This is a genomic window from Duganella sp. OV510, from assembly GCF_900100205.1.
Classification (GTDB): domain Bacteria; phylum Pseudomonadota; class Gammaproteobacteria; order Burkholderiales; family Burkholderiaceae_D; genus Rugamonas.
The window spans coordinates 74787-98246 of record NZ_FNEQ01000003.1 but is presented as its reverse complement, the minus strand read 5'-3'; the positions used below and the strand labels follow the sequence as shown (position 1 = coordinate 98246).

The window sequence follows — 23460 nt, the reverse complement described above, 5'->3', positions numbered from 1 at the left end:
GGTTTTGATAAAGACACCAGCGGGGCTAAGTTAGCACTGGATGCTTCGTGCGTTTTGAGGTGGATCAGAGGCCACCACTTATTTCGCCCACATGGCTACTGCCAGTTCATCAGGCATGGCGGCACCAGCAGCGCCAGCGCGAGGACGGCGTAGATCAGTTGCAGCGGGATCATCCACTTGGCCCAGGTGATCCACGGGATGCGCGCCAGCGCCAGTACGCCGACGGTGATGCCGGAGGTCGGTATCATCGGCGTGGTGAATTCGCCGAACTGGAACGCCAGGATCGCCGTCTGCCGCGTGACGCCGACCAGGTCGGCCAGCGGCGCCATGATCGGCATCGTCAGCGCCGCCTGCCCGCTGCCGGAGTGGATGAAGAAGTTGATCACCGTCTGGATGCCGAACATCTTCCACGCTGCGAACACCGGGTGCGACGATTGCACCAGCGGCATCAGGTGATGCAGCATGGTGTCGATGATGTGGGCGTCGCGCGCCAGCACCAGCGTGCCGCGTGCCAGCGCGATCACCAGCGCCGTGCCGACCAGGTCGCGCGCGCCCTGCATGAAGCCTTCGACGATCTGGGTCGAATCCAGCCGCCCGACCAGGCCGATGACGATCGCCATGGTCAGGAACAGCGCGGCGATTTCGTCGATATACCATTCGTAGTGCACCACGCCAAACACCATCACCGCCAGCGCGCCGGCAAAAATCCACAGCACCGCCTTGTGGCGGCCGGTCATGCCATGGAAATCCTGCACGCCGCCGGGCGGCAGCTCCTTGCGCTTCTCGATGTCCAGCGCATAGGTCGGGCTCAAGCTCGGATCGCGCTTGACGCGCGCCGCGTACCACATCAAAAACAGCACCGTCACCGTGGTGGCGATGGCCCAGACGATCAGCCGGTAGCCCCAGCCGGAGAACACCGGCACGCCGGCAATGCCCTGGGCGATGCCGACGTTGAACGGGTTCAGGAAGGCCGCCGAAAAGCCCACCTGCGAGCCGAGAAACGGAATCGAGACGCCGGTCACCGTGTCATAGCCCAGCGCCAGCGCCAGCGGCACGAAAATCAGGATAAACGGTATCGCCTCCTCGTTCATGCCAAACGTCGCGCCACCAATCGAGAACATGGTGACAAATACCGGAATCAGCGCGCGCTGGATGAACCTGGAGCTGGCGTGCGCGCGCGCCAGCGACTTGATCATCGAATCGATCGCCTCGGTCTTTTGCAGCACGGCAAAGGCGCCGCCGACGATCAGCACGAAGCCGATGATCTGGCCGGCCTCGACAAAGCCCTTGATCGGCGCCTTCATCAGCGCCACCAGCCCCTGCGGATTGCTGTCGATGTAGTGGAAGCTGTCCGGGTTGATCAGCTGCTTGCCGTTGACCAGATGCGTCTCGTATTTGCCGCCGGGGACCAGCCAGGTGGCTGCCGCGATCAGCGCCAGAATGATGAACAGCAGGACAAAGGTGTGCGGGAGTTTGAATTTTTTAGTCATCATGCGCTCAGCAGATCGCCGTCACGGTAAGCCTTGGCGCCGGCGACCTTGCCGACGTTCATGCCGCGTATCACGTGGCGGTGCGCGCTGCGGGCGAAGAACACGCCGTCGACGGCGGCGCGCAGCACCGTGGTGTCGCCGCTGACCGGGTCGATCAGGTCGGCGATGGCGTCGCCGGCCGCCACCCGCGCGCCCAGCTCGCGGGTGTAGACCAGGATGCCGGCGTGCGGCGCATACAGCGGTTCGACGCCTTCCAGCGGCGTCGCCTCGCACAGCGGCGCCGGCAGCACGGCGGCGGCGGCCTGGGCAGCGGCGTCATCCGCGTTCAGCACGCCCTGCAAGGTCAGGAACTGCAGCAGGCCGGCAGCGTCCTTGCGCGCCAGCTCGTAGCTGACTTCTTGCTCGCCGCGCAGCTCCACCGTGGTCGACAGGCAGGCGGCCGGGATCGGGAACTGGTGCTTGAAATGTTCATCCAGGTCCCACCACAGGCGGCTGCAGGCCTCGTCGAACGGCTCGCCGCCAGCCTCGTAGGCCAGCAGCGTGGCGTGCGAGCCGAGGATGGCCGACAGCGGCGCGATGCCTTCGGCCAGCGGCGTGCCGGCGTAGATGTGCAGCACCGCCTCGTTGTCGCAATGCAGGTCGAGCACGATGTCGGCATCGATCGCCAGCGTCATCAGGGCTTTTTTCAGCGTTTCAGCGTCGGTCTTCGGCTGCCAGTCGGCAATCGAGGCGCGCGCGTGTTCGCGTATCAGCGCCACATTGGCCTGCGCGTCGGCACCCAGCTTGCCCGCCAGCGATTGCTTCAGGTCGGCGGCCACGTGCTTGTAGGCGCGGTTGAAATTGACGCCGGTGGTCAGGTCGAAGCGGCCGAAGGCTGCGCCGTGGATGGCTTGCGCCAGGCCGATCGGATTGGCGGCCGGCACCAGGATGATCTCGCCGCTGATCTTGCCGGCTGCTTCCAGCGCTTCCAGCTCGCGGCGCAGAAATTGCGCCACCAGCATGCCGGGCACCTCGTCGGCGTGCAGCGAGCCCTGGATGTAGACCTTCTTGCCGCTGCCCGGCGTGCCGAAATGCAGGCTGGTCAGCGTGTAGGCGGCGTTGGTGTACGGGCCGGAGAGGGAATATTTGGTTGCGTGCATGGCGGGTCCGGAGTTTCGGTGAAGGATTGAGTATGTAGCAGTATTTTCACAAAGTAAATCGCCCAAGGGCGAAACGGGCGCGGCTTTCTTGAGTTTTCCGCTGCATGTGCGTACAGTTAGTTTAAATGAATTATTTATATATCGAATATCGGGGAGAGAATATGCAAGCAGCACCCAACACCACCATGATGCGCGCCGTCCGGCTGGCGCTGAGCGTCGGCGCGGCGGCCGGCCTGATCGGCCAGGCGGCAGCCCAGGATAGTGCACCGGCGCCGCTGGCGCGGGTGGAAATCACCGGTTCGGCGATCAAGCGCATCGAGTCGGAAACCGCGCTGCCGGTGCAGGTCATCACGCGCGAGGAAATCGACAAGGTGGGCGTCACCACCGCTGCGGAAATCCTGCAGCGGCTGTCGGCCAACGTCGGCGGCCTGACCGACGCCGGCAGCATCAGCGACGGCAAGGACCAGCGCGGCTTCAACAGCGCCAACCTGCGCGGCATCGGCACCTCGTCGACCCTGGTGCTGCTGAACGGCCGCCGCATGGCCAACTTCGCCTCGCCCGGCGACGATACCGGCGTCGACCTGAACAACATCCCGGCAGCTGCCATCGCCCGCGTCGAAGTGCTGCTGGACGGCGCCTCGGCGCTGTACGGCACCGACGCCATCGGCGGCGTCATCAACTTCATCACCCGCAAGGATTTCCAGGGCCTGGAGCTGAACGTCTATGGCCTGAAGACCGAGGAGGGCGGCGCCGGCAAGCGCACCGCCAGCATCAGCGCCGGCACCGGCGACCTGGCCAAGGATGGCTACAATGTCTTCATCGTTGCCGATGTGCAGCGCACCGGTGCGCTGAGCACGTCGCAGCGCGATTTCGTCAACGACCTGCACATCGCCGAGCGCCTGCCGCACCTGCTGTCCGGCTACACTTCGCCGGGCAATATCCGCCTGACCGGCGCCCAGCGCGACTACCTGAACGAGCAGGGCTTCACCATCAACGGCAAGCCGCTGACCAACCGCACCATCAATCCTAGCGTGCCGACCTGTAACGGTCCGGCCAACGTCTACCTGCCGAACGGCACCGGCGGCGTCGACGCCTGTACCTATAATTACATGGGCGACACCGAGCTGTATCCGAAATCGGAAAAGGCCAACATCCTGTCGCGCGGCGTGCTGCAGCTGAATCCGGAAAACCAGCTGTACGCCGAGGTGGCGCTGAGCCGCTCCAAGACCTGGTACGCCGCCTCGTCGGCGCGCGTCACCGGCTACCTCGATTACCGCAAGATCCCGGCGCTGGCCGGCTATGACCTGCTGTCCGACGAGGCCAGCGCCGACGACGACATCCCTGGCGAAGTGCAGGTCAACGCCCGCCTCAGCGAAGCCGGCCGTCGCACTTCGGAGCTGATCAGCGAGAGCCAGCGCTATGTGGTCGGCTGGAGCGGCAGCCGCAATGGCTGGGATTATGATGTCGGCCTCAACCACAGCGTCAACGTCATCAAGGACCGCGACACCCACGGCTATCTGCTGTACGACCAGTTGATGCAGGGCATCGCCGACGGCGTCATCAACCCGTTCGGCCCGTCCAGCCAGGCCGGCCGCGACCTGATCAACAGCATCCAGGTCAACCAGGAAGTGCGCCACGCGCGCGGCACCATGGATTCGGTCGACTTCAAGGTGTCGCACGCGGTTGGCACCTTGGCCGGCGGCGACGCCGCGCTGGCCGTCGGCGGCGAGTTCCGCCGCGAGAAGACCGAGTACAACCCGTCCGAGCTGCTGATGAGCGACAACATCAACAACGATAGCGCGCCGGACGGCGGCCAGGCCACCAGCTACAGCCGCAAGATCAAGGCTATCTATGGCGAGCTGCTGCTGCCCGTGACCAAGCAGCTGGAGGCGCAGCTGTCGGCGCGTTACGACCATTACGACGTGGTCGGCGGCGCCGCCAGCCCGAAAGTGGGCCTCAGCTATATGCCGGCCAAGACCATGCTGTTCCGCGCCTCGGCCGGGCGCGGCTTCCGCGCGCCGTCGATGACCGATCTGTACCGCCCGACCCAAACCAGCGCCACCGCCACGCTGCCGGACCCGGTCTATTGCGCCACGGTCGACAATAATTACGCCGACTGTGCCAACAACTGGGAAACCCACCGCTATTCGAACGCCAACCTGAAGCCGGAGAAGAGCCGCCAGTTCTCGCTGGGCATGGTGCTGCAGCCGAGCAAGCAGGTGCTGCTGTCGCTGGACTACTGGAATATCAAGCGCACCGACCTGATCGCCGAGATCGGCGACGATGTGCTGCTGGCCAATCCGGTCAAGTACGCCAGCCTGATCCACCGCGACGATGACGATTACATCGATCACATCGACCTGTACAAGGAAAACCGCGGCGCCCAGAAGGCCGCCGGCCTCGACCTGACCATCGACTACAAGGGCGTGCAGACCTGGGCCGGCCGTTTCGGCGGCCGCCTGAGCGGCACCTATGTGACCGATTCCAAGATCCAGAACGAGAAGGATGCGCCGTATGTCAGCAACCTGGGCCGCTTCGTCACCGACGGCGTGGTGCAGCGCTGGCGCCACACCATCACGCTGGACTGGGACAACGGCCCGTTTGCCGCCAGCCTGTCGAACACCTTCTCCAGCGGCTATGAGGACCAGAACTCGGCGATCAACACCGACGACGGCTCGGTGGTGGCGGCCAACCGCGTCAGCTCGTATTCGCTGTGGGACCTGACCGGCGCCTGGCAAGCCACCAAGGAGCTGAAGCTGCGTGCCGGCATCCAGAACCTGTTCGACAAGGCGCCGCCATTCTCGAATCAGGCTTATCATTTCATTTCGGGCTATGACCCGACCTATACCGATGTGCGCGGCCGCCGCTTCTACGCTAGTGTAAATTACGCCTTCAAGTAATGCGTTTTTAAGCAATAGCTTGGTATCATCTGGCAGTCGGCAGTAACAAGCAGCAATAAACGGCGCCCGGCCACAGCCCGGCGCCGGTTTTCATCGGAAGGGCAACATGAATTTAACTGGTTTTACGCTCCAGGGGCTGTGCATGCGGCTGTGCATGCTATGGCTGCTGGCGCTGGCAGGCGCCGCGCAAGCTGCCGCAGCCACGCCGGTGCCCAAGGTCCAGGTGCCGGGCAAGACCAGCAAGCCGGCCAAGGCCGTGCCGCCACCCAAGCCGGTGCTGGCGCCGCCAGCCGGCAATCTGGTCATCATCGGCGGCGGACTGCGCACGGAAAACGCCGAAGTCTGGCAGCGCATTGTCATGCTGGCCGGCGGCAAGGGCGCGCGCATCGGCGTGTTTGGCGGTGCGTCGATCAACCCGGAGGCAGCCGCCCAGGCTACCGTCAACCGCCTCAACCAATATGGCGCGCAGGCGTTTGCCATTCCGCTCGGCGTGACCTGGCCGAACAGCGATTACCGCAAGGCGGCCGAGGACCCGGAGACGGTGGCGATGATCCATTCGGCCACCGGCATCTATTTCACCGGCGGCGACCAGGCGCGCATCACCCGCGCGCTGGTGCGCCCGGACGGCACGCACACGGCGGCGCTGGACGCGGTGTGGGACGTCTACCGCGACGGCGGCGTGGTGGCCGGCTCCAGCGCCGGCGCGGCGATCATGAGCACCACCATGTTCTACGACGCCAAGTCGACGCTGGACATGCTGAAGGCCGGCGTCAACGACGGCCACGAGATTTCCGCCGGCCTCGGTTTCATCGGCGAGGATGTGTTCATCGACCAGCACTTGCTGGTGCGCGGCCGCTTTGCGCGCATGATTCCGGTGATGCTGAAGAAAGGCTATCAGATCGGCCTGGGCATCGATGAGAACACTGCCATGGTGGTCAACGCCAGGCGCGATGTGGAGATCATCGGTTACAGCGGCGCGCTGCTGCTGGATCTGTCGGCGGCGATCACCGACCGTGGCATCAAGGGGTTTAATATTTCCAACGCCACCATCAGCTATCTGGACCGGGGCGACAAGTTCAACCTGGTGTCGCGCGAGTTCACGCCGTCGCCGGACAAGGCCGACAACAAGCTGGACCCGAACCAGCCGGACACGCGCGAGCCGGTCTATACCAACGATATTCTTGGCAACAACGCGGTGCTGGACTTGATGGTCAACCTGATCGACAACGCCCAGCAGGACGCGATCGGCATCGCTTTCGGCAATCCGCGCGATTTCAACCCGGAGCTGGGCTTCGAGTTCCGCTTCTCCAAGACCATCAACAGTGTCGGCTATGCCGGCACCGAGGTCGAGGCGTATTCGGTGCTGAAGTTGCGCATGGACATCCGGCCGATCCAGCTGCAGCAGCCGCTATATCGTTACCGCTAGCGCGGCTTCAGGTATATTAACGGGACAGTGTCCCGTTTTTTCTTTGGAGCGTACGATGCGCATGCTGTTTCGCTGGCTGTTTCCCTTGATGCTGGCCATGCCGCTGGGCGCGGCCCACAGCGGCGGCGCGCAGTCGCCGGCCAAAGCGGCGCGTGCGGCGCAGACCGAGCCTGCCGTGCCGCTAGCAGTGGCGCCGGCGCCGGCCGCCGACGGCCCGAAAGGCGCGCTGGTGATCATCGGCGGCGGGCTGCGGCCGGACAATGACGCGGTGTGGCAGCGTATCGTGCAGCTGGCTGGCGGCAAGGGCGCACGCATCGCGGTGTTCGCGTCGGCGGCAGCCGATCCGGCGCCGGTGGCGGCTGCCATCGTCGACTACCTGAAGCGCTACGGCGCCGACGCTTTCCAGATCCCGCTGGCGGTCAAGCTGGCCGACAGCGATTTCCGCAAGGCCGCCGAGGACCCGTTGCTGGCCGATGCCGTGCGCGGCGCCGGCGGCGTGTTCTTTTCCGGCGGCGACCAGGCGCGCATCACGCAGGCGCTGGTGCGCGAGGATGGTAGCCGCAGCGCCGTGCTGGAGGCGGTGTGGGAGGTCTACCGCAAGGGCGGTGTGGTGGCCGGCAACAGCGCCGGCGCGGCGGTGATGAGTGCCACCATGTTTTATGCGCCGAAGACGGTGTTTGCTACGCTGCGCGGCGGCGTCCGCGATGGCGAGGAGATCGCGCCCGGCCTGGGCTTCATCGGCGACGATGTGTTTGTCGACCAGCATTTCCTGGTGCGCGGCCGCTTCGCGCGCATGATCCCGGCGATGCTGAAGAAGGGTTACAAGTACGGCCTGGGCATCGACGAGAACACTGCCATGGTGGTCGATAGCCGGCGCCGGGTGGAGATCGTCGGCAGCAAGGGCGCGCTGCTGGTTGACCTGTCGCGCGCTACCACCGATGCCGCCAGCGCCGGTTTCAATATCTCCAACGCGGTCATCAGCTACCTGGATAACGGCGATCTGTATGATCTGGGCACGCACAGCTTCACGCCGTCGCAGGCCAAGGCCGGGCGGCAGCTGAAGCCGCACAAGGATCTGGTGGCCGATCCGGTATTCTCGCCGGATATCCTGGGCCGCAACGCGCTGGTGCAGCTGATGGAGAGCCTGATGAACAACCGCCGCAGCGAAGCGATCGGCATCGCCACCAGCGGCCGCAATACGCCGCTGCCGGAGCTGGGCTTCCAGTTCACGCTGAGCAAGACGCGCGACAGCGTCGCCTACGCCTCGGCCGCGCCGCAAAGCTACTCCATCCTCAACATGCGCCTCGACATCCGCCCGCTCGACATCGGCCAATCGCTGCGCACCGAATAATCGGCCCGCCCGCCGCCCGCCGCCCGCCGCCCGCCGCCCGCCGCCCGCCGCCCGCCGCCCGCCGCCCGCCGCCCGCGTCCGCGCCCGCCGCATTACAATGTCGCTCACCTCAATTGACCGTCAGGACCACCACATGCTCCGCCGCCTCATCTCCCTGCTGGCGCTTTTCGCCTGCATCGTCCCCGCGCTGGCCGCGCAACCCGCCACCATGCGCCTCGACTACCTCCACAGCGGCAACGCCCTCGATGAGCACTACGCCATCGAACGCGTGGTGATCGAGCCGCTGCCGTGGCCCGGCAACCTGACCCAGACCATCGACCAGACCAACCGTGGCAACAACCTGGTGGAAGTGGTCGACGCCAAAACCGGCAAGCTGCTGTACTCGCGCGGCTTCTCGACGATTTTCGCCGAATGGCGCACCACCGACGAGGCCACCCGCGCCAATCGCGGCTTCCAGGAATCGGTGCGCTTCCCCAGGCCGGAGCAGCCGGTCAAGGTGCGCATCCTGAAGCGCGATGAACGCAATCTGTTCTCGGTGGTGTGGACCGCCAGCGTCGATCCCAACGCCATGGAGGTGATCCGCAAGCAGCCGCCGGCGCCGGTCAAGCCGCTAGGCATCCGCGTCAACGGTCCGTCCGAGGACAAGGTTGACCTGCTGATCGTCGGCGACGGCTACACCCAGGCCGACATGAAAAAATTCGAGGCCGATGCGCGCCGCCTGGCCGATCACCTGTTTACCACCTCGCCGTTCAAGGAGCGCGCCAGCGACTTCAACGTCTGGGCCATCGCCCGCCCGACCAGCGAGTCCGGCGTGTCGCGCCCGTCGACCGGCGCCTACAAGGAATCGCCGCTGGGCACCCGCTACGATATCTTCGGCAGCGAACGCTATGTGCTGACCACCGATAACCGCGCCTTGCGCGAGCTGGCGCAGTATGCGCCGTATGAGTTCATCGAGATCCTGGTCAACAACGATACCTACGGCGGTGGCGGTATCTTCGGCCAGTTCAGCACGGCGGCGGCCGGCAATGACTGGGCCAACTACCTGTTCGTGCACGAATTCGGCCACCACTTCGCCGGCCTGGCCGACGAGTACTACACCTCGCCGGTCGCTTACGCCACCGGCGGCGAGCGCCGCGAACCGTGGGAACCCAATGCCACCGCGCTGCACGATCCGGCCAATCTGAAATGGAACAGGTTTGTGAAGCAGGGCACGCCGCTGCCGACGCCGTGGCCGAAGGATGCTTACGAAACCGCGTCGCGCGCCTACCAGAAGGAGCGCGCCGCGCTGCGCGCCAACAACCGGCCGGAGGCGGAAATGAGCGCCTTGTTCACCCGCGATTTGCAGCAAAGCAGCGCGCTGTTCTCGCGCGATCCGCATGTGCATACGGTCGGCGCATTCGAGGGCGCCAACTACGAAGCCACCGGCTACTATCGCCCTGAAATGCAGTGCATCATGTTCGACCGCAGCGAGAAATTCTGCTCGGTGTGCGCCGAGGCGATCACCACCATCATCGATCTGTATTCCCGGCCGGCAAGGCAATAAGGCGATTTAGTACGCTAGCGTACAGAGTGTGCGGCGGCGTGAGCATACAGTGTGTCTCACGCACTCCAACAACACCGAAAGGGATAAAACCATGAACAAAATTATCGCCACTCTGATCGCCGGCCTGTTTGCCACCGCTGCTTTTGCCCAGACTTCGGACGTCGCCAAGGCGCAGCACGAAGCCGGCAAGGATATCGCCAAGGCTGAACAGAAGGAAGCCAAGGCTGATGCCAAGGCCGACAAGAAAGCCAACAAAGCCATCGCCAAGGCTGACAAGGTGCACGAAGAGCAGCAAGCCAAGGTAGGCGTGGAACAAGCCAAGGCCAACGAGAAGGTCGCCAAGGCCGATCCTGAAGACAAGGCCAAAGCTGCCGCCAAAGGCGATAAGGATGTCGCTAAAGCGGTAGAGAAAGCCGAGAAAAAATCGGTGAAAGCTGACGCCAAAGCAATCAAGGCTACCGTTGACGCCACCGAAGACAAGGCGCTGGCCGCCAACAAGACCGCTGCTGTTAAAGCCAAGGCTGACGCGGAAGTCAAGGAAGCCGCTGCCAAGCACTAATCACGTCACGGCTGCGGCCGTGCAATGAAAAAGGCGGGCATGCCATCAGCATGCCCGCCTTTTTTGCGTCCGCGCCGCGCCGCGCCGGGGCGGCAAGCGCGGCCTTTAAACGATCGGCGTCAAGCCGCTTGGCTTGATCTTGGTGGCCAGCTCCTTGCCCTTGCGGGCGCGCTTGCCGAAGTGGACTGCCAGCGCCGATGCCGACAGCCGCTCTTCCTGCGCCTTGCCGCCACGGCCGCTGCCAAACACGGTCACGCCTTTCTGGCTGATCGGCTTGGCCGCCAGCAGCGTTTCCTTGTCGCCCAGCTCCATCAGGATCACGCCGCGGCCGCCGTTGGTCAGCACCTTCATTTCGTCCATGCCGAACACCAGCACCCGCGCACCCGACGATAGCGTTGCCACCGCGCTGGCGGTCTCCGGGATCACCGTCGGCGGCAACACGCTGTCGTTGTCGTCCAGCGTGATGAAGGCCTTGCCGCTCTTGTTGCGGCTGACCATGTCGCCCGCCTTGCTTTCAAAGCCGAAACCGGCGCTGGTGGCCAGCAGCAGGCGCGTGTTGCCGTTGCCGGCAAAGTAGTGCAGCAGGCGGGAGCCGGACGCCAGGTCGATCAGCGTGGTCACCGGTACGCCGTCGCCGCGCGCGTTCGGCAGCGCTGCCACCGGCACCGAGTAGATGCGGCCGTTGCTGCCGAAGGCCAGCAGGTGGTCGATCGTGCGGCATTCGAAGGCGCCGTACAGCGCGTCGCCGGCCTTGAAGCTGAATTGCGCGGCGTCGTGGCCGATGCCGCTGCGTGCGCGTATCCAGCCCTTTTCGGAGATGATGACGGTGACCGGCTCGTCAACCACCTTCTGTTCGACCACCGCTTTCTGCGCTTCTTCGATCAGCGTGCGGCGCGCGTCGCCATAGGTCTTGGCGTCGTTGTCGATTTCCTTGATGATGGCGCGCTTCATCGACGACGGGTTGTCCAGCAGGTCTTGCAGCAGCTGCTTCTCTTTGCGCAGCTCGGCCAGTTCCTGTTCGATCTTGATCGCTTCCAGCCGCGCCAGCTGGCGCAGGCGGATTTCCAGGATGTCTTCGGCCTGGATGTCGCTCAGCTTGAAGCGTTCGATCAGCGCCGCCTTCGGTTCGTCCGAGTTGCGGATGATGTGGATCACTTCGTCGATGTTCAGCAGGATGGTCTGCCGGCCTTCGAGGATGTGGATGCGCGCGTCCACCTTGCCCAGCTTGAACTGCGTGCGGCGGGTGACGGTGGCGAAGCGGAAGGTGATCCATTCCTGCAGGATGTCGGTCAGGCCTTTCTGGCGCGGACGGCCATCGCCGCCGATCATCACCAGGTTGATCGAGGCCGATGATTCCAGCGAGGTGTGCGCCAGCAGCAGCAGCATGAATTCGCTCTGGTCCTGGTTCTTCGACTTCGGCTCGAACACCAGGCGCACCGGCGCCGCGCGGCCGGATTCGTCGCGGATGGTGTCCAGCGAATTCAGGATCAGCGATTTCAGGGCCAGCTGCTCCGGCGTCAGTGCTTTCTTGCCCAGTTTGACCTTCGGGTTGGTCAGCTCTTCGATCTCTTCCAGCACTTTCTGCGACGAGGTGCCCGGCGGCAGTTCGGTCACCACCGCCTGCCACTGGCCGCGCGCCAGTTCTTCGATCTTCCAGCGCGCCCGCACTTTCATCGAGCCGCGGCCGGTCGCGTACATGTCGGCGATCTGCTGCGCTGGCGTGATGATCTGGCCGCCGCCGGGGAAGTCCGGGCCGGGGATCATGGCCATCAGCTCGGCGTGGCTGATTTTCGGGTTGCGTATCATGGCGACGGCAGCCGACGCCACTTCGCCCAGGTTGTGCGACGGGATTTCCGTCGCCAGGCCGACCGCGATGCCGGAGGCGCCGTTCAGCAGCACCATCGGCAGGCGCGCCGGCAGCAAACACGGTTCTTCGGTCGAGCCGTCGTAGTTGGCCTGGAAGTCGACCGTGCCCTGGTTGATTTCGTCCAGCAGCACCTTGGCGATCGGCGTCAGCCGCGCTTCGGTGTAACGCATCGCTGCCGCGCCGTCGCCGTCACGCGAGCCGAAGTTGCCCTGGCCGTCGACCAGCGGGTAGCGCAGCGAGAAGTCCTGCGCCATGCGTACCATGGCGTCGTACACCGACTGGTCGCCGTGCGGGTGCAGCTTGCCCAGCACGTCGCCGACCACGGTGGCCGATTTGCGCGGCTTGGCGACGCTGTTCAGGCCCATTTCGTTCATCGCGTACAGGATGCGGCGCTGCACCGGCTTCTGGCCGTCGCAGACGTCCGGCAGCGCGCGGCCCTTGACCACCGAGATCGCGTAGTCGAGGTAGGCGCGTTCGGCGAAGGTCGACAGGGTCAGCGCGTCGCCGCCGTCGCCATCATCGCCGTTGCCACCGCCGGGGGGATTGCCGAACATGCCGCCGCCATTGCCGCCATTGCCGCCATTGCCGCCATTGCCGCCGCCGGCGTCGCCGGTAGCGTCGGCAGCGCTGGCAGTACTGGCAGCATCGGCAGCATCGGCGCCGCTGGCGGCGTGCAGGGCGCCGCCGGCGCCGGCGCCGGCACCATCGTCAGCGCTGTCGCTGGTGGTTGGCACGGGCTGGCCGTGGGCGTGCGCTGCGGCAGCCGCGTGGGCGGCGGCGTCGGCAGGCAGGTGCACCGGATGGTCGGAGGCGCCGGGCGTGGCGGCGTTGGGCGCCGAGGCTGGCGCGGGCGCAGGCTTGCTGTCGTCCGGCGCCGCTTCGTCAAAGAGGTTTGCTTGAGTCATGGTGGTGTTCTATCAGATATCTGCGTCGGCTTCGTTGCCGTGTTCTTCGATCCAGGCGCGGCGCGCGGCGGCTTCGCCTTTGCCCATCAGCATATTGAAGCGGGCGGCCGATTCGTGCAGGCCGTAGCTGCCCAGCGCCACCGGCAGCAGGCGGCGCGTGTCCGGATTCATCGTGGTTTCCCACAGCTGCTCGGCGTTCATCTCGCCCAGGCCCTTGAAGCGGCTGATCGACCAGGCGTTTTCCTTCAGGCCGTCCTTGCGCAGCTTGTCTTCGATCGCGGTCAGCTCGCCGTCGTCCAGCGCGTACAGCTTCTGGATCGGCTTCTTGCCGCGCGCCGGCGCGTCGACACGGTACAGCGGCGGCCGCGCGATGCAGATATTGCCGTTGGCGATCAGCGCCGGGAAGTGGCGGAAGAACAGCGTCAGCAACAGTACCTGGATGTGCGAGCCGTCAACGTCGGCATCGGACAGGATGCAGATCTTGCCGTAACGCAGGCCGGACAGGTCGGGCGTGTCGTTGGGCGTGTGCGGGTCGACGCCGATCGCCACCGAGATGTCGTGGATCTCGTTGTTGGCAAACAGCCGGTCCTTGTCGGTTTCCCATGAGTTCAGGACCTTGCCGCGCAGCGGCAGAATCGCCTGGAATTCCTTGTCGCGGCCCATCTTGGCCGAGCCGCCGGCCGAGTCGCCCTCGACCAGGAACAGTTCGGTGCGCTCGACATCGGTCGATTCGCAGTCGGTCAGCTTGCCTGGCAGTACGGCGACGCCGGAGGATTTCTTCTTCTCGACTTTTTGCGCCGAGCGCAGCCGCGACTGCGCCTGCTTGATGACCAGCTCGGCCAGCTTCTTGCCGTAGTCGACATGGTGGTTCAGCCACAGTTCCAGCGCCGGCTTCGAATAGGTCGATACCAGCCGCACGGCGTCGCGCGAGTTCAGGCGCTCCTTGATCTGGCCCTGGAATTGCGGGTCCAGGACCTTGGCCGACAGCACAAACGAGGCGCGCGCAAACACGTCTTCCGGCAGCAGCTTGACGCCCTTCGGCAGCAGCGAGTGCATTTCGACGAAGTTCTTCACCGCGCCGTACAGGCCGTCGCGCAGGCCGGATTCGTGGGTGCCGCCGTTCGGCGTCGGGATCAGGTTGACATACGATTCGCGGACAATGGCGCCTTGCTCGGTCCACGCCACCACCCACGACGCGCCTTCGCCCTCGGCGAAGCCTTCGGCGTCCGGGCCGGCAAACTGCTCGCCTTCAAACAGCGGGATCAGCGTTTCGCCATCGGTCGATTGCGCCAGCGCCTCGGTCAGGTAGCCGCGCAGGCCGTCGTTGTACTGCCAGGTCTGCGACTCGCCGGTCTTGCCGTTGGCCAGCGTGACCGACACGCCCGGCAGCAGCACCGCCTTGGAGCGCAGCAGCCGTTGCAGCTCGGTCTGCGAGATGGCGGCCGAGTCGAAATATTTGGCGTCCGGCCAGACGGTGACCCGGGTGCCGGATTTCTTGCCGTCGCGCGGCGCCACCACCGAAGTCAGTGGCTCGGTGACGTCGCCGTTCTCAAACACCAGGTGGTGCAGGCCGGTGCCGTTCGGCTCCTTGCGCCAGACGGTGATTTCCAGCCGCTTCGACAGCGCGTTGGTGACCGAGACGCCGACCCCGTGCAGGCCGCCGGAAAACGCATAGGCGCCGCCGCTGCCCTTGTCGAACTTGCCGCCGGCGTGCAGCCGGGTAAACACGATTTCCACCGTCGGCACGCCTTCTTCCGGGTGCAGGCCGACCGGGATGCCGCGGCCGTCATCCTCGACGGTGACGCTGCCGTCGGCGTTTTGCGTGACGATGATGTTATTGCAATTGCCGCCCAGCGCTTCGTCGGCGGCGTTGTCGATCACTTCCTGGATGATGTGCAGCGGATTCTCGGTGCGGGTATACATCCCCGGGCGTTGCTTGACAGGTTCCAGTCCCTTCAGGACCCGGATGGATGATTCGCTATAGTCGGAAACGGGTTTTTTGGTGGCCATACGTGAGCAGCTTGTGTTTTTGATACTGGGTTTATGTACAGTTCGCAGATTGTTTGCGTATTCTATCCTCAACTGCGGCAGAAGGCGGCAAAAATTGCGCAGTGCGCAATTTATACACGATGTTTACAGGGCAAGCCTACCTTTTTAGACCGTTTTTACGACGCCGTCGCTAAGCTTTCCGGTATCGAAACGCTGACCCGGAGCTTAGTCATGCATGCTTTTTTCCATCCCAGGCCGCCGCGTGGCTGCCTGCTGCAGCTGACCGTCGACGTGGCCGCGCTGAGCGAGTTGCGCACGTTGGTGACGCGCACTTGCGGCGATGCCATGCGCTTCATGCGGGTCGAGGCCTGCGACCACGGCGCCCGCGTGCGGGTCTGGCTGTGCCTGTCGCGGGCGCTGGCCGGGCAGGTGATGGAAGCGGTGATGCGCGCCCTGCCGGGCGCCGAATTCGGCCGCCTGACGCCGCTGGCGCAGCGGACGGCCTCCACGGGCGTGCTGTAACTGTCGCCCGCCATTTCAACCACTGATAGGAAGTTTTATGAAAAAGTTTGTACTCGCCGCTGCCGTTGCCGCAGCTTTTGCCACCCACATCGTCCACGCCGACGAGGCGGCGCCGGCCGCCGCCGTGCCGGAGAATACGCTCAGCTTCAATGTGGCGGCAATCAGCGACTACCGCTATCGCGGCATTTCACAAACACGCTTGCAACCTGCCTTGCAGGGCGGCGCCGACTACGTCAACAACCCGACCGGTTTGTATGCGGGGGCCTGGGCGTCCACCATCACCTGGATCAAGGATGCCGGCGGCGATGGCAGCGTCGAGCTGGACCTGTATGCCGGCAAGCGCGGGCAGCTGTCTGCAGAGGTATCGTATGACGTCGGCGTGCTGACCTATGTGTATGCCTCCAATGCGCTGCCGGTCAGCGCCAATACCACCGAGGTGTATGGCCAGCTGGGTTATGGACCGGCGTATCTGAAATATTCGCACGCGGTGACCAATCTGTTTGGCTTCGCCGACAGCAAGAACAGCGGCTATGTGGACCTCGGCGCCAACCTCGACGCCGGCGACGGCTATACCATCAACCTGCACGCCGGCCGCCAGGACGTCAGGCATAACGACGCCGCTTCCTACACCGACTGGAAGCTCGGCGTGAGCAAGGACTTCGGCGTACTCACCGGCGCACTGGCCCTCATCGGCACCAACGCCAACGAATCGGCCTACACCTCGGCCGCCAACGGCAAATTCCTCGGCAAGAACGCGGTGCAGCTGACCGTCAGCAAAGTGTTTTAAGTTGATGGCTCCGGCGCCGCAGCATGCTGCTTGCGGCGCTTGTGCCTTGCAATACCGGACGGCAGGAACGACCTGAAGACCTCGCACGGCGTTGGCTGTGCCAATTTCGCTGATTGCGTCAGCGACGTCGCAGTGGTGCGCTTGGCGTGCTTGGCTTGCCTTGCTTGCCTGAGTGGCTTGGGCGTAGCGATGTTTTGTGGCGTTTCAATACCATCGGCGGCGCCGAACAGGCGTGCGATCGCGGTTTTCTGTTTGCTGCGGCATACGTCGGCCAGCACCCATTGCTCATTGCCCGGAAAGCGCAGCCAGACAGCTTTCCAGGCGTTACGGTTTCCGCTGCCACGCAGATTGGCGAAGGCCGAAGGCGTCAGTGCGAGGTCGCCAAACTTGATTTCCATCCCTTTGACGATGGCGAAGTAAGGTTCACGGCCGAATGAGGCGCGCAAGCGGGTGCCTTCTGGCAGGAATACCTGCTTCCATTGGTAGCCCGCGTCAGCATCAGCCGCCATCGGCTCGTAATTGCCCGGTTTGGGGGGATTCATATAGGCGCGTATGGCATCGCAGATGATGGGCTCCAGTTCCCAACTGTTCCAGTGATGGCCGGTGAGGTCGCCCAGTTCGACGAGTATGTCGGATGGCAAGCGGACGGAAGCGCGGAGGATGTCCATGCGGGTTCTCCTGAAAAGTGGTTTTACTAAAATCTGCTAGCTACTACGATGTAGTGCTAGGGCGCTCTGACACATACTAAGGTTAGAGTGCTCGTCCGGGATTTGGTTCCCGTATAAAGTAGTACAGCATAGGAAATTTTAGTAAAACGCGAAAAAAGCAACCCGCCGGCCTGTGTCCTCCGGGGGGGGGCTACAGCGCGCAGGCCCTGGGGATCAAGGCGCTGAAGTGAGGCGCGCGGTCGCGGTCAGGGAAGATTTCGCGGTAGAGATGGCGCACTTCGGGGGCGCACAGCTTGTGGTCTTGTTTGTAGGCTTGCGGTTCCAGTTCGCTGTGGCGGGAGTGGTAGGTGTCCTGGCCGTCTTCGAGGACCAGCGTGTCGGCCAGGCGGGCGTGCTGCAACTGGGCGACGAAGACCAGCACGCAACCGGTTTGATGGGCAGTCAGCGGGCGGCGGCCGTGGGCCACCGTCACCAACACGCGCGCTGACGGATTGGTGCCTTGCACAACCTTCAGGCGCGCCAGCAGCTCGTCGCAGCCATCGCGCTCCAGCGCTTCGGGACGGAGCAGTGCCAGTATCACGCCGGCGCCCGCCAGTGCCGCGTCCTGGCTGCGCAACGAAGCGTCGATCAGCAGATCATCAAACAACTGCGCATCATAGGCGCAAGGGTGCGGCGACACCAGCAGCACGCGCTTGCCGGCCGCCACCCGCAGCATGGCCAGATCCTCGGCCAGATCGGCGACGGCGCTATCGCCGTCCACGCCGGTGACAGCGACGATCATAGCGCGGCCCTCGCATGTGCCAGCGAATAGCGCGTACCGGCATCGTTCGCCAGCCCGGCGCCACCTGCCGAGCCAGCATCCGCATGAGCACCAGCACCAGCACCAGCACCAGCACCAGCATGAGCGCCAGCACCAGCGTGAGCGCCAGTGCCAGTGCCAGTGCCAGCGTGAGCGCCAGTGCCAGCACCAGCGCCAGCAGCAGCGCCAGTGCCAGTGCCAGCGCCGGGCGGACGGTAGCGCGGGATAGCGTCGAGCGCTTCAAGAGCTGCTGCCAGCAGACTTTTGCAAGCGGTGGTGGCCGGCACCATCGGCAGGCGCAACTCATCGCGCAGCAGGCCCTGGATGCTGAGCGCCGCTTTCAAGGGCGCCGGATTCGGCTCGGAGAACAGCAGCTGCATCATCGGCAGCAGCCGCGCCGCCAGTGCACGCGCCTCGTCCAGCCGCTGCGCGCGCACCAGATCGAACAGCTGCACATACAAATCCGTGCGCAAATGCGCCGACGCCGAGATCGCCCCATGCGCGCCGCCGCACAGCGCCGCGAACAGCAGCGGATCGTCGCCGCACAATACCGCCAGCGGCGTGTGCTGTAGCAGATCAGTCATCTGCCGCAGGCTGCCGCCGGCCTCCTTGATGGCAGCGAATTGCGGCCGCTCCGCCAAGCGCTGCGCGGTGGCCAGCTCCAGCTGCACGCCGGTACGCGCCGGCACGTTGTACAGCACGATTGGCCGGTCGGTGGCATCGGCAATCGTCTCGAAATGCCGCAGCAAGCCTTGCTGCGACGGCCGCACATAGGCCGGCGTGGAGACCAGATAGCCGGCCAGTCCGGCGTCATCGAATTCCAGCACGCGGCTGGCGCCGGCAAAGGTGTCGCTGCCGCCGATGCCCATCAACACCGGGCAGCGCTTGCGCGCCACCTCCAGCACCGCCGCCAGCGCCGCGCTCTGCTCGGCCAGATCCAGCTGCGGCGCCTCGCCGGTGGTGCCGCACACCACCAGCCCGTGGGCGCCGTCGTCGATCAGGCGTTCGGCCAGCCGTTGCAGGCGTGACAGATCCAGCTCGCCGTGATGCATGGGCGTCACCAGCGGCACCCAGATGCCGTGTAAAGAAGTCATGATAGTCCAAGGTCGTTGCGATACAGGCAGCGTAGCCAAGGCCCGGTAAAAATGTGCTAAAGAGTCGCGCCCTGCGCGTAAACAAACCGTAAATTTTTACGCTTTGTTTACACCCGGCCGGCAAGTCTTTACAAAATCTTTAGACCGATCTGGCTAAGCTTCCCCCTATCAAAACAAGACCTGTGAGGGTGTGATGGACTTAGTATTTATCGGCGCCACGGCGCTGTTCTACCTGCTGACGGTGGCGCTGGCCGCCGGCTGCGACAAGCTGGGAGGCCAGCCATGAACACGTTCTATGTCATCGGCGCCATCGCGGCAGCCGGCCTGCTGGTCTACCTGGTGGTCGCACTGCTGAAAGCGGAGGACCTGTGATGACTGCACAATCGCTGATTCTGCTGACCGTCTTCCTGGCGGTGCTGCTGGCGCTGGCCTGGCCGCTGGGCAAGCTGCTGACCCGCGTGGGGGAGGGCGCGGGCTGCCGCATCCCCGGCATGGGCTGGCTGGCCCGCGTCGAACAGCTGATCTACCGCGTGGCCGGCGTCAACCCGGCCGAAGGCCAGGGCTGGAAAGCCTATGCCGCTTCGCTGCTGCTGTTCAGCGTGATCGGCGCGCTGGTCACCTACGGCCTGCAACGGGTGCAAGCCTGGCTGCCGCTGAATCCTCAGGCGATGGCCAACGTCAGCCCGGATTCCGCCTTCGACACCGCCGTCAGCTTTGTCGCCAACACCAACTGGCAGGGCTACAGCGGCGAGCAGACGATGAGCTACCTGACGCAGATGCTGGTGCTGGCCGGCCAGAACTTCTTCTCGGCCGCCACCGGCATCGCGGTCGCCTATGCGCTGATCCGCGGCTTCGCCTCACGCTCGGCCAAGTCGATCGGCAATTTCTGGGTCGACCTGACCCGCTCGACCCTGTACGTGCTGCTGCCGCTGTCGCTGCTGCTGGCGGTATTCCTGATGGCGCAGGGCGTGATCCAGAACTTCCAGCCCTACCAGCAGGTCCAGCTGCTCGACCCGGTCAGCTACAGCCAGCCGAAAACCGGCGCCGACGGCCAGCCGCTGAAGGACGCGCAGGGGCAGCCGGTGCTGGAAAATCTGAGCACCAGCACGCAGACCATCGCCATGGGCCCGGTCGCCTCGCAGGAAGCGATCAAGATGCTGGGCACCAATGGCGGCGGCTTCTTCAACGCCAACTCGGCCCACCCGTATGAAAATCCGACCGCGCTGTCGAATTTCGTGCAAATGCTGGCGATCTTCCTGATCCCGACCGCGCTGTGCTTCGCCTTCGGCCGCATGGTTGGCGACCAGCGCCAGGGCTGGGCGGTGCTGGGCGCGATGACGGTGCTGTTCGTCATTTGCACTTGCGTGGTGATGGGCGCCGAGCAGACCGCCCATCCGGGCCTGCAGGCGCTGAATATCGACCAGAGCGCCGGCTACATGGAAGGCAAGGAGACCCGCTTCGGCGTGTCGGCGTCGGCGCTGTTTGTCGCCGTCACCACGGCCGCCTCGTGCGGCGCGGTCAACGCCATGCACGACTCGCTGACGCCGCTCGGCGGCCTGGTGCCGATGCTGCTGATGCAGTTCGGTGAAGTGATCTTCGGCGGCGTCGGCTCCGGCCTGTACGGCATGCTGGTGTTTGCCATCATGGCGGTGTTCATCGCCGGCCTGATGATCGGCCGCACGCCGGAATACCTGGGCAAGAAAATCCAGTCGCACGAAATGAAGATGACCGCCATCGCCATCCTGGTGACGCCGACGCTGGTGCTGGCCGGCACCGCCATCGCCGTGCTGTGCGAGGCTGGCAGGGCCGGCATCGCCAATCCCGGCGCGCACGGCTTCGCCGAAATCCTGTACGCCTTCAGCTCGGCCGCCAACAACAACGGCAGCGCGTTTGCCGGGCTGTCGGCCAACACGCCGTTCTACAACACGCTGCTGGCCATCGCCATGTGGTTTGGCCGCTTTGCCATGATCGTGCCGATCCTGGCCATTGCCGGCTCGCTGGCCGGCAAGCAGCGGCTGGAGGCCAACGCCGGCACCATGCCGACCCACGGCGGCATGTTCATCGGCCTGCTGTGCGGCGTGGTGGTGCTGGTCGGCGTGCTCAATTACGTGCCGGCGCTGGCGCTCGGCCCGGTGGTCGAACACCTGCAGCTGTATGCACAATAAGGAATCATCATGTCACAAGCAAGCCAAAAAGAAATGACACTGTTCACCAATCCGCCAGCCCGCACGCTGCGCATGTTCGACACGCAGCTGCTGCTGCCGGCCATCGCCGACGCTTTCCGCAAGCTGCATCCGCGCACCCAGCTGCGCAGCCCGGTGATGTTTGTCGTGTATGTCGGCAGCATCATCACCAGCCTGCTGGCGGTGCAGGCGCTGGGCGGCCACGGCGAGGCGCCGGCCGGCTTCATCATTGCCACTGCCGTCTGGCTGTGGTTCACCGTGTTGTTTGCCAATTTCGCCGAAGCGCTGGCCGAGGGCCGCAGCAAGGCGCAGGCGGCCTCGCTGCGCAGCCTGAAGCAGAGCGTCAGCGCCAAGAAGCTGGCCACGCCCAAGCATGGCACGACCTGGCTGCCGGCGCCGGCGCTGGACCTGCGCAAAGGTCATTACATCCTGGTCGAAGCAGGCGACGTGATCCCGATTGATGGCGAAGTGATCGAAGGCGTGGCCTCGGTCGATGAAAGCGCCATCACCGGCGAATCGGCGCCGGTGATACGCGAATCGGGCGGCGACTTCTCCAGCGTCACGGGCGGCACGCGGGTGCTGTCGGACTGGCTGGTGGTGCGTGTCACGGCCAATCCCGGCGAGACCTTCCTCGACCGCATGATCTCGATGGTGGAAGGCGCCAAGCGCCAGAAGACGCCGAACGAGATCGCGCTGACCATCCTGCTGGTGGCGCTGACCATCGTATTCCTGGTGGTGACGGTGACGCTGCTGCCGTTCTCGCTGTTTTCAGTCAGCGCCGCCGGCAGCGGTGCGCCGGTGACCATCACCGTGCTGATCGCGCTGCTGGTGTGCCTGATCCCGACCACGATTGGCGGCCTGCTGAGCGCCATTGGCGTGGCCGGCATGAGCCGCATGATGCAGGCCAACGTGATCGCCACCTCGGGCCGCGCGGTGGAAGCGGCTGGCGACGTCGACGTGCTGCTGCTGGATAAAACGGGCACCATCACGCTGGGCAACCGCCAGGCCGCCGCCTTCGTGCCGGCGCCGGGCGTCAGCGCGCAGCAGCTGGCCGACGTGGCGCAGCTGGCGTCGCTGGCCGACGACACGCCGGAAGGGCGCAGCATCGTGGTGCTGGCCAAGCAGAAGTTCAACCTGCGCGAACGTGAGATGGCGGCGCTGAACGCGGTGTTCGTGCCATTCAGCGCGCAGACGCGCATGAGCGGCGTCGACCTGCCGGCAGGCGCCAGCACGGCGGAAGGCGCGGGCGGCGCCGCTGCCGGTGGCGCTGCTGCTGCTGCTGCCGCCGCTGCTGCTGCTGCCGCTGCCGCCGCCACGCCTGCGATGGCCGGCGCTGCCTCCGGCGCAGTGCGCGCCATCCGCAAGGGCGCGGCCGACACAGTGCGCCAGTACGTCGCCGCGCTGGGCCAGCCGTATCCGAGCGAGATCGCCCGCAGCGTCGACGATATTGCCCGTCGCGGCAGCACGCCGCTGGTGGTGGTGGACGATGGCCGCGTGATGGGCGTGGTCGAGCTGAAGGACATCGTCAAGGGCGGCATCAAGGAGCGTTTCGCCGAATTGCGCCGCATGGGCATCAAGACCGTGATGATCACTGGCGACAACCGCCTGACTGCCGCCGCCATCGCCGCCGAAGCAGGCGTCGACGACTTCCTGGCCGAAGCCACGCCGGAAGACAAGCTGAAACTGATACGCCAGTACCAGGCCGAAGGGCGGCTGGTGGCGATGACCGGCGACGGCACCAACGACGCGCCGGCGCTGGCGCAGGCCGACGTCGCGGTGGCGATGAACTCCGGCACGCAGGCGGCCAAGGAAGCCGGCAATATGGTCGACCTGGACTCGAACCCGACCAAGCTGCTGGAGATTGTCGAAATCGGCAAGCAGATGCTGATGACGCGCGGTTCGCTGACCACCTTCTCGATTGCCAACGACATCGCCAAATACTTCGCCATCATCCCGGCAGCGTTTGTCGGCACCTACCCGCAGCTGAAGGCGCTGGACATCATGCAGCTGGCCAGCCCGGCGTCGGCCATCATGTCGGCGGTGATCTTCAACGCGCTGATCATCGTGGTGCTGATTCCGCTGGCGCTGAAGGGCGTGCAGTACCGGGCGATCGGCGCGGTGGCGCTGCTGCGCCGCAACCTGCTGCTGTACGGCGTCGGCGGCATCATCCTGCCGTTCATCGGCATCAAGGCCATCGACCTGCTGCTGGCCGCATTCAATCTCGTCTAAGGAGGCCGT

At 65.0% G+C, this 23460-nt stretch carries 18 protein-coding genes; 11 read left to right on the top strand and 7 right to left on the bottom strand.

The window, feature by feature from the left end; genetic code table 11:
* Positions 1-95: 95 nt before the first annotated feature.
* Both BLS51_RS10280 and BLS51_RS10275 read right to left on the bottom strand, forming a co-directional pair.
* Positions 96-1493 carry a YfcC family protein gene (locus BLS51_RS10280; RefSeq protein WP_090183115.1) on the bottom strand — a complete coding sequence of 466 codons (1398 nt, stop codon included), beginning with the start codon at positions 1491-1493 and terminating at the stop codon, positions 96-98.
* On the bottom strand, positions 1490-2629 hold the full coding sequence (locus tag BLS51_RS10275; protein WP_090183118.1) for a succinylglutamate desuccinylase/aspartoacylase family protein: 1140 nt from the start codon (positions 2627-2629) through the stop codon (positions 1490-1492). Before BLS51_RS10275 ends, BLS51_RS10280 begins: the two co-directional genes overlap by 4 nt.
* A 161-nt stretch (positions 2630-2790) precedes the next feature.
* Between BLS51_RS10275 and BLS51_RS10270 the strand changes: the two genes are divergently transcribed.
* The 5 genes from BLS51_RS10270 to BLS51_RS10250 all read left to right on the top strand — a co-directional run bounded on the left by BLS51_RS10270 (position 2791) and on the right by BLS51_RS10250 (position 10408).
* Positions 2791-5529 carry a TonB-dependent receptor gene (locus BLS51_RS10270; RefSeq protein ID WP_229207549.1) on the top strand — a complete coding sequence of 913 codons (2739 nt, stop codon included), beginning with the start codon at positions 2791-2793 and terminating at the stop codon, positions 5527-5529.
* 106 nt (positions 5530-5635) lie between these two features.
* Positions 5636-6955, top strand: coding sequence for a cyanophycinase (locus tag BLS51_RS10265; protein WP_090183120.1), 1320 nt, complete (start codon positions 5636-5638; stop codon positions 6953-6955).
* Between the two features lie 55 nt (positions 6956-7010).
* Complete coding sequence (locus BLS51_RS10260; protein WP_229207550.1) at positions 7011-8306, top strand: cyanophycinase; 1296 nt, start codon at positions 7011-7013, stop codon at positions 8304-8306.
* Between the two features lie 133 nt (positions 8307-8439).
* Positions 8440-9849 (top strand): IgA Peptidase M64, encoded by a 1410-nt coding sequence (locus tag BLS51_RS10255; RefSeq protein WP_090183122.1) that lies wholly within the window; start codon positions 8440-8442, stop codon positions 9847-9849.
* Between the two features lie 91 nt (positions 9850-9940).
* Positions 9941-10408: a hypothetical protein gene (locus tag BLS51_RS10250; RefSeq protein ID WP_090183124.1), complete on the top strand. Its 468-nt coding sequence runs from the start codon at positions 9941-9943 to the stop codon at positions 10406-10408.
* Positions 10409-10513: 105 nt separating this feature from the next.
* Here the strand turns inward: BLS51_RS10250 and parC are convergent, their stop codons facing one another.
* Positions 10514-12829, bottom strand: coding sequence for a DNA topoisomerase IV subunit A (parC, locus tag BLS51_RS10245; protein WP_090183529.1), 2316 nt, complete (start codon positions 12827-12829; stop codon positions 10514-10516).
* A 363-nt stretch (positions 12830-13192) separates the two neighbouring features.
* On the bottom strand, positions 13193-15190 hold the full coding sequence (locus tag BLS51_RS10240; RefSeq protein ID WP_090183126.1) for a DNA topoisomerase IV subunit B: 1998 nt from the start codon (positions 15188-15190) through the stop codon (positions 13193-13195).
* Between the two features lie 210 nt (positions 15191-15400).
* On the opposite strand from BLS51_RS10240, the gene BLS51_RS10235 reads away from it, so the two are divergent.
* Complete coding sequence (locus BLS51_RS10235; RefSeq protein ID WP_090183129.1) at positions 15401-15691, top strand: hypothetical protein; 291 nt, start codon at positions 15401-15403, stop codon at positions 15689-15691.
* Positions 15692-15728: 37 nt separating this feature from the next.
* Positions 15729-16478, top strand: a complete 750-nt coding sequence (locus BLS51_RS10230) for a TorF family putative porin (protein WP_090183131.1) — start codon at positions 15729-15731, stop codon at positions 16476-16478.
* On the opposite strand, the gene BLS51_RS10225 is transcribed toward BLS51_RS10230, so the two are convergent.
* The 3 genes from BLS51_RS10225 to dapA all read right to left on the bottom strand — a co-directional run bounded on the left by BLS51_RS10225 (position 16475) and on the right by dapA (position 19039).
* Entirely contained in the window at positions 16475-17146 is a 672-nt protein-coding gene (locus BLS51_RS10225) for a hypothetical protein (protein WP_090183134.1), read from the bottom strand. The genes BLS51_RS10230 and BLS51_RS10225 overlap by 4 nt on opposite strands.
* Before the next feature lie 190 nt (positions 17147-17336).
* Positions 17337-17927 (bottom strand): hypothetical protein, encoded by a 591-nt coding sequence (locus BLS51_RS10220; protein ID WP_090183137.1) that lies wholly within the window; start codon positions 17925-17927, stop codon positions 17337-17339.
* Positions 17924-19039 carry a 4-hydroxy-tetrahydrodipicolinate synthase gene (gene dapA / locus BLS51_RS10215; protein ID WP_229207551.1) on the bottom strand — a complete coding sequence of 372 codons (1116 nt, stop codon included), beginning with the start codon at positions 19037-19039 and terminating at the stop codon, positions 17924-17926. The genes BLS51_RS10220 and dapA overlap by 4 nt, the downstream gene beginning before the upstream one ends.
* 193 nt (positions 19040-19232) lie before the next feature.
* Here dapA and BLS51_RS29975 point away from each other — a divergent pair, with 193 nt between their 5' ends.
* Genes BLS51_RS29975 through kdpB form a run of 4 tightly spaced genes read left to right on the top strand, consistent with a single transcriptional unit; the run spans position 19233 to position 23451 of the window.
* Positions 19233-19325, top strand: coding sequence for a potassium ABC transporter ATPase (locus BLS51_RS29975; RefSeq protein WP_217636440.1), 93 nt, complete (start codon positions 19233-19235; stop codon positions 19323-19325).
* A complete protein-coding gene (gene kdpF, locus BLS51_RS10210) occupies positions 19322-19411 on the top strand; it encodes a K(+)-transporting ATPase subunit F (protein ID WP_072786137.1) in 90 nt (29 codons plus the stop codon). The genes BLS51_RS29975 and kdpF overlap by 4 nt, the downstream gene beginning before the upstream one ends.
* On the top strand, positions 19411-21204 hold the full coding sequence (gene kdpA, locus BLS51_RS10205) for a potassium-transporting ATPase subunit KdpA (RefSeq protein ID WP_090183140.1): 1794 nt from the start codon (positions 19411-19413) through the stop codon (positions 21202-21204). Before kdpF ends, kdpA begins: the two co-directional genes overlap by 1 nt.
* A 9-nt stretch (positions 21205-21213) precedes the next feature.
* The gene (gene kdpB, locus BLS51_RS10200; protein ID WP_373994424.1) at positions 21214-23451 is read left to right on the top strand and encodes a potassium-transporting ATPase subunit KdpB; all 2238 of its coding nucleotides are present in this window, start codon (positions 21214-21216) and stop codon (positions 23449-23451) included.
* Positions 23452-23460 lie beyond the last annotated feature (9 nt).

Coding starts and splice junctions, on each gene's coding strand:
- BLS51_RS10280 (WP_090183115.1), bottom strand. CDS start 1,493: ATGATGACTAAAAAATTCAAACTCCCGCACACCTTTGTCCTGCTGTTC.
- BLS51_RS10275 (WP_090183118.1), bottom strand. CDS start 2,629: ATGCACGCAACCAAATATTCCCTCTCCGGCCCGTACACCAACGCCGCC.
- BLS51_RS10270 (WP_229207549.1), top strand. CDS start 2,791: ATGCAAGCAGCACCCAACACCACCATGATGCGCGCCGTCCGGCTGGCG.
- BLS51_RS10265 (WP_090183120.1), top strand. CDS start 5,636: ATGAATTTAACTGGTTTTACGCTCCAGGGGCTGTGCATGCGGCTGTGC.
- BLS51_RS10260 (WP_229207550.1), top strand. CDS start 7,011: ATGCGCATGCTGTTTCGCTGGCTGTTTCCCTTGATGCTGGCCATGCCG.
- BLS51_RS10255 (WP_090183122.1), top strand. CDS start 8,440: ATGCTCCGCCGCCTCATCTCCCTGCTGGCGCTTTTCGCCTGCATCGTC.
- BLS51_RS10250 (WP_090183124.1), top strand. CDS start 9,941: ATGAACAAAATTATCGCCACTCTGATCGCCGGCCTGTTTGCCACCGCT.
- parC (WP_090183529.1), bottom strand. CDS start 12,829: ATGTTCGGCAATCCCCCCGGCGGTGGCAACGGCGATGATGGCGACGGC.
- BLS51_RS10240 (WP_090183126.1), bottom strand. CDS start 15,190: ATGGCCACCAAAAAACCCGTTTCCGACTATAGCGAATCATCCATCCGG.
- BLS51_RS10235 (WP_090183129.1), top strand. CDS start 15,401: ATGCATGCTTTTTTCCATCCCAGGCCGCCGCGTGGCTGCCTGCTGCAG.
- BLS51_RS10230 (WP_090183131.1), top strand. CDS start 15,729: ATGAAAAAGTTTGTACTCGCCGCTGCCGTTGCCGCAGCTTTTGCCACC.
- BLS51_RS10225 (WP_090183134.1), bottom strand. CDS start 17,146: ATGGACATCCTCCGCGCTTCCGTCCGCTTGCCATCCGACATACTCGTC.
- BLS51_RS10220 (WP_090183137.1), bottom strand. CDS start 17,927: ATGATCGTCGCTGTCACCGGCGTGGACGGCGATAGCGCCGTCGCCGAT.
- dapA (WP_229207551.1), bottom strand. CDS start 19,039: ATGACTTCTTTACACGGCATCTGGGTGCCGCTGGTGACGCCCATGCAT.
- BLS51_RS29975 (WP_217636440.1), top strand. CDS start 19,233: ATGGACTTAGTATTTATCGGCGCCACGGCGCTGTTCTACCTGCTGACG.
- kdpF (WP_072786137.1), top strand. CDS start 19,322: ATGAACACGTTCTATGTCATCGGCGCCATCGCGGCAGCCGGCCTGCTG.
- kdpA (WP_090183140.1), top strand. CDS start 19,411: ATGACTGCACAATCGCTGATTCTGCTGACCGTCTTCCTGGCGGTGCTG.
- kdpB (WP_373994424.1), top strand. CDS start 21,214: ATGTCACAAGCAAGCCAAAAAGAAATGACACTGTTCACCAATCCGCCA.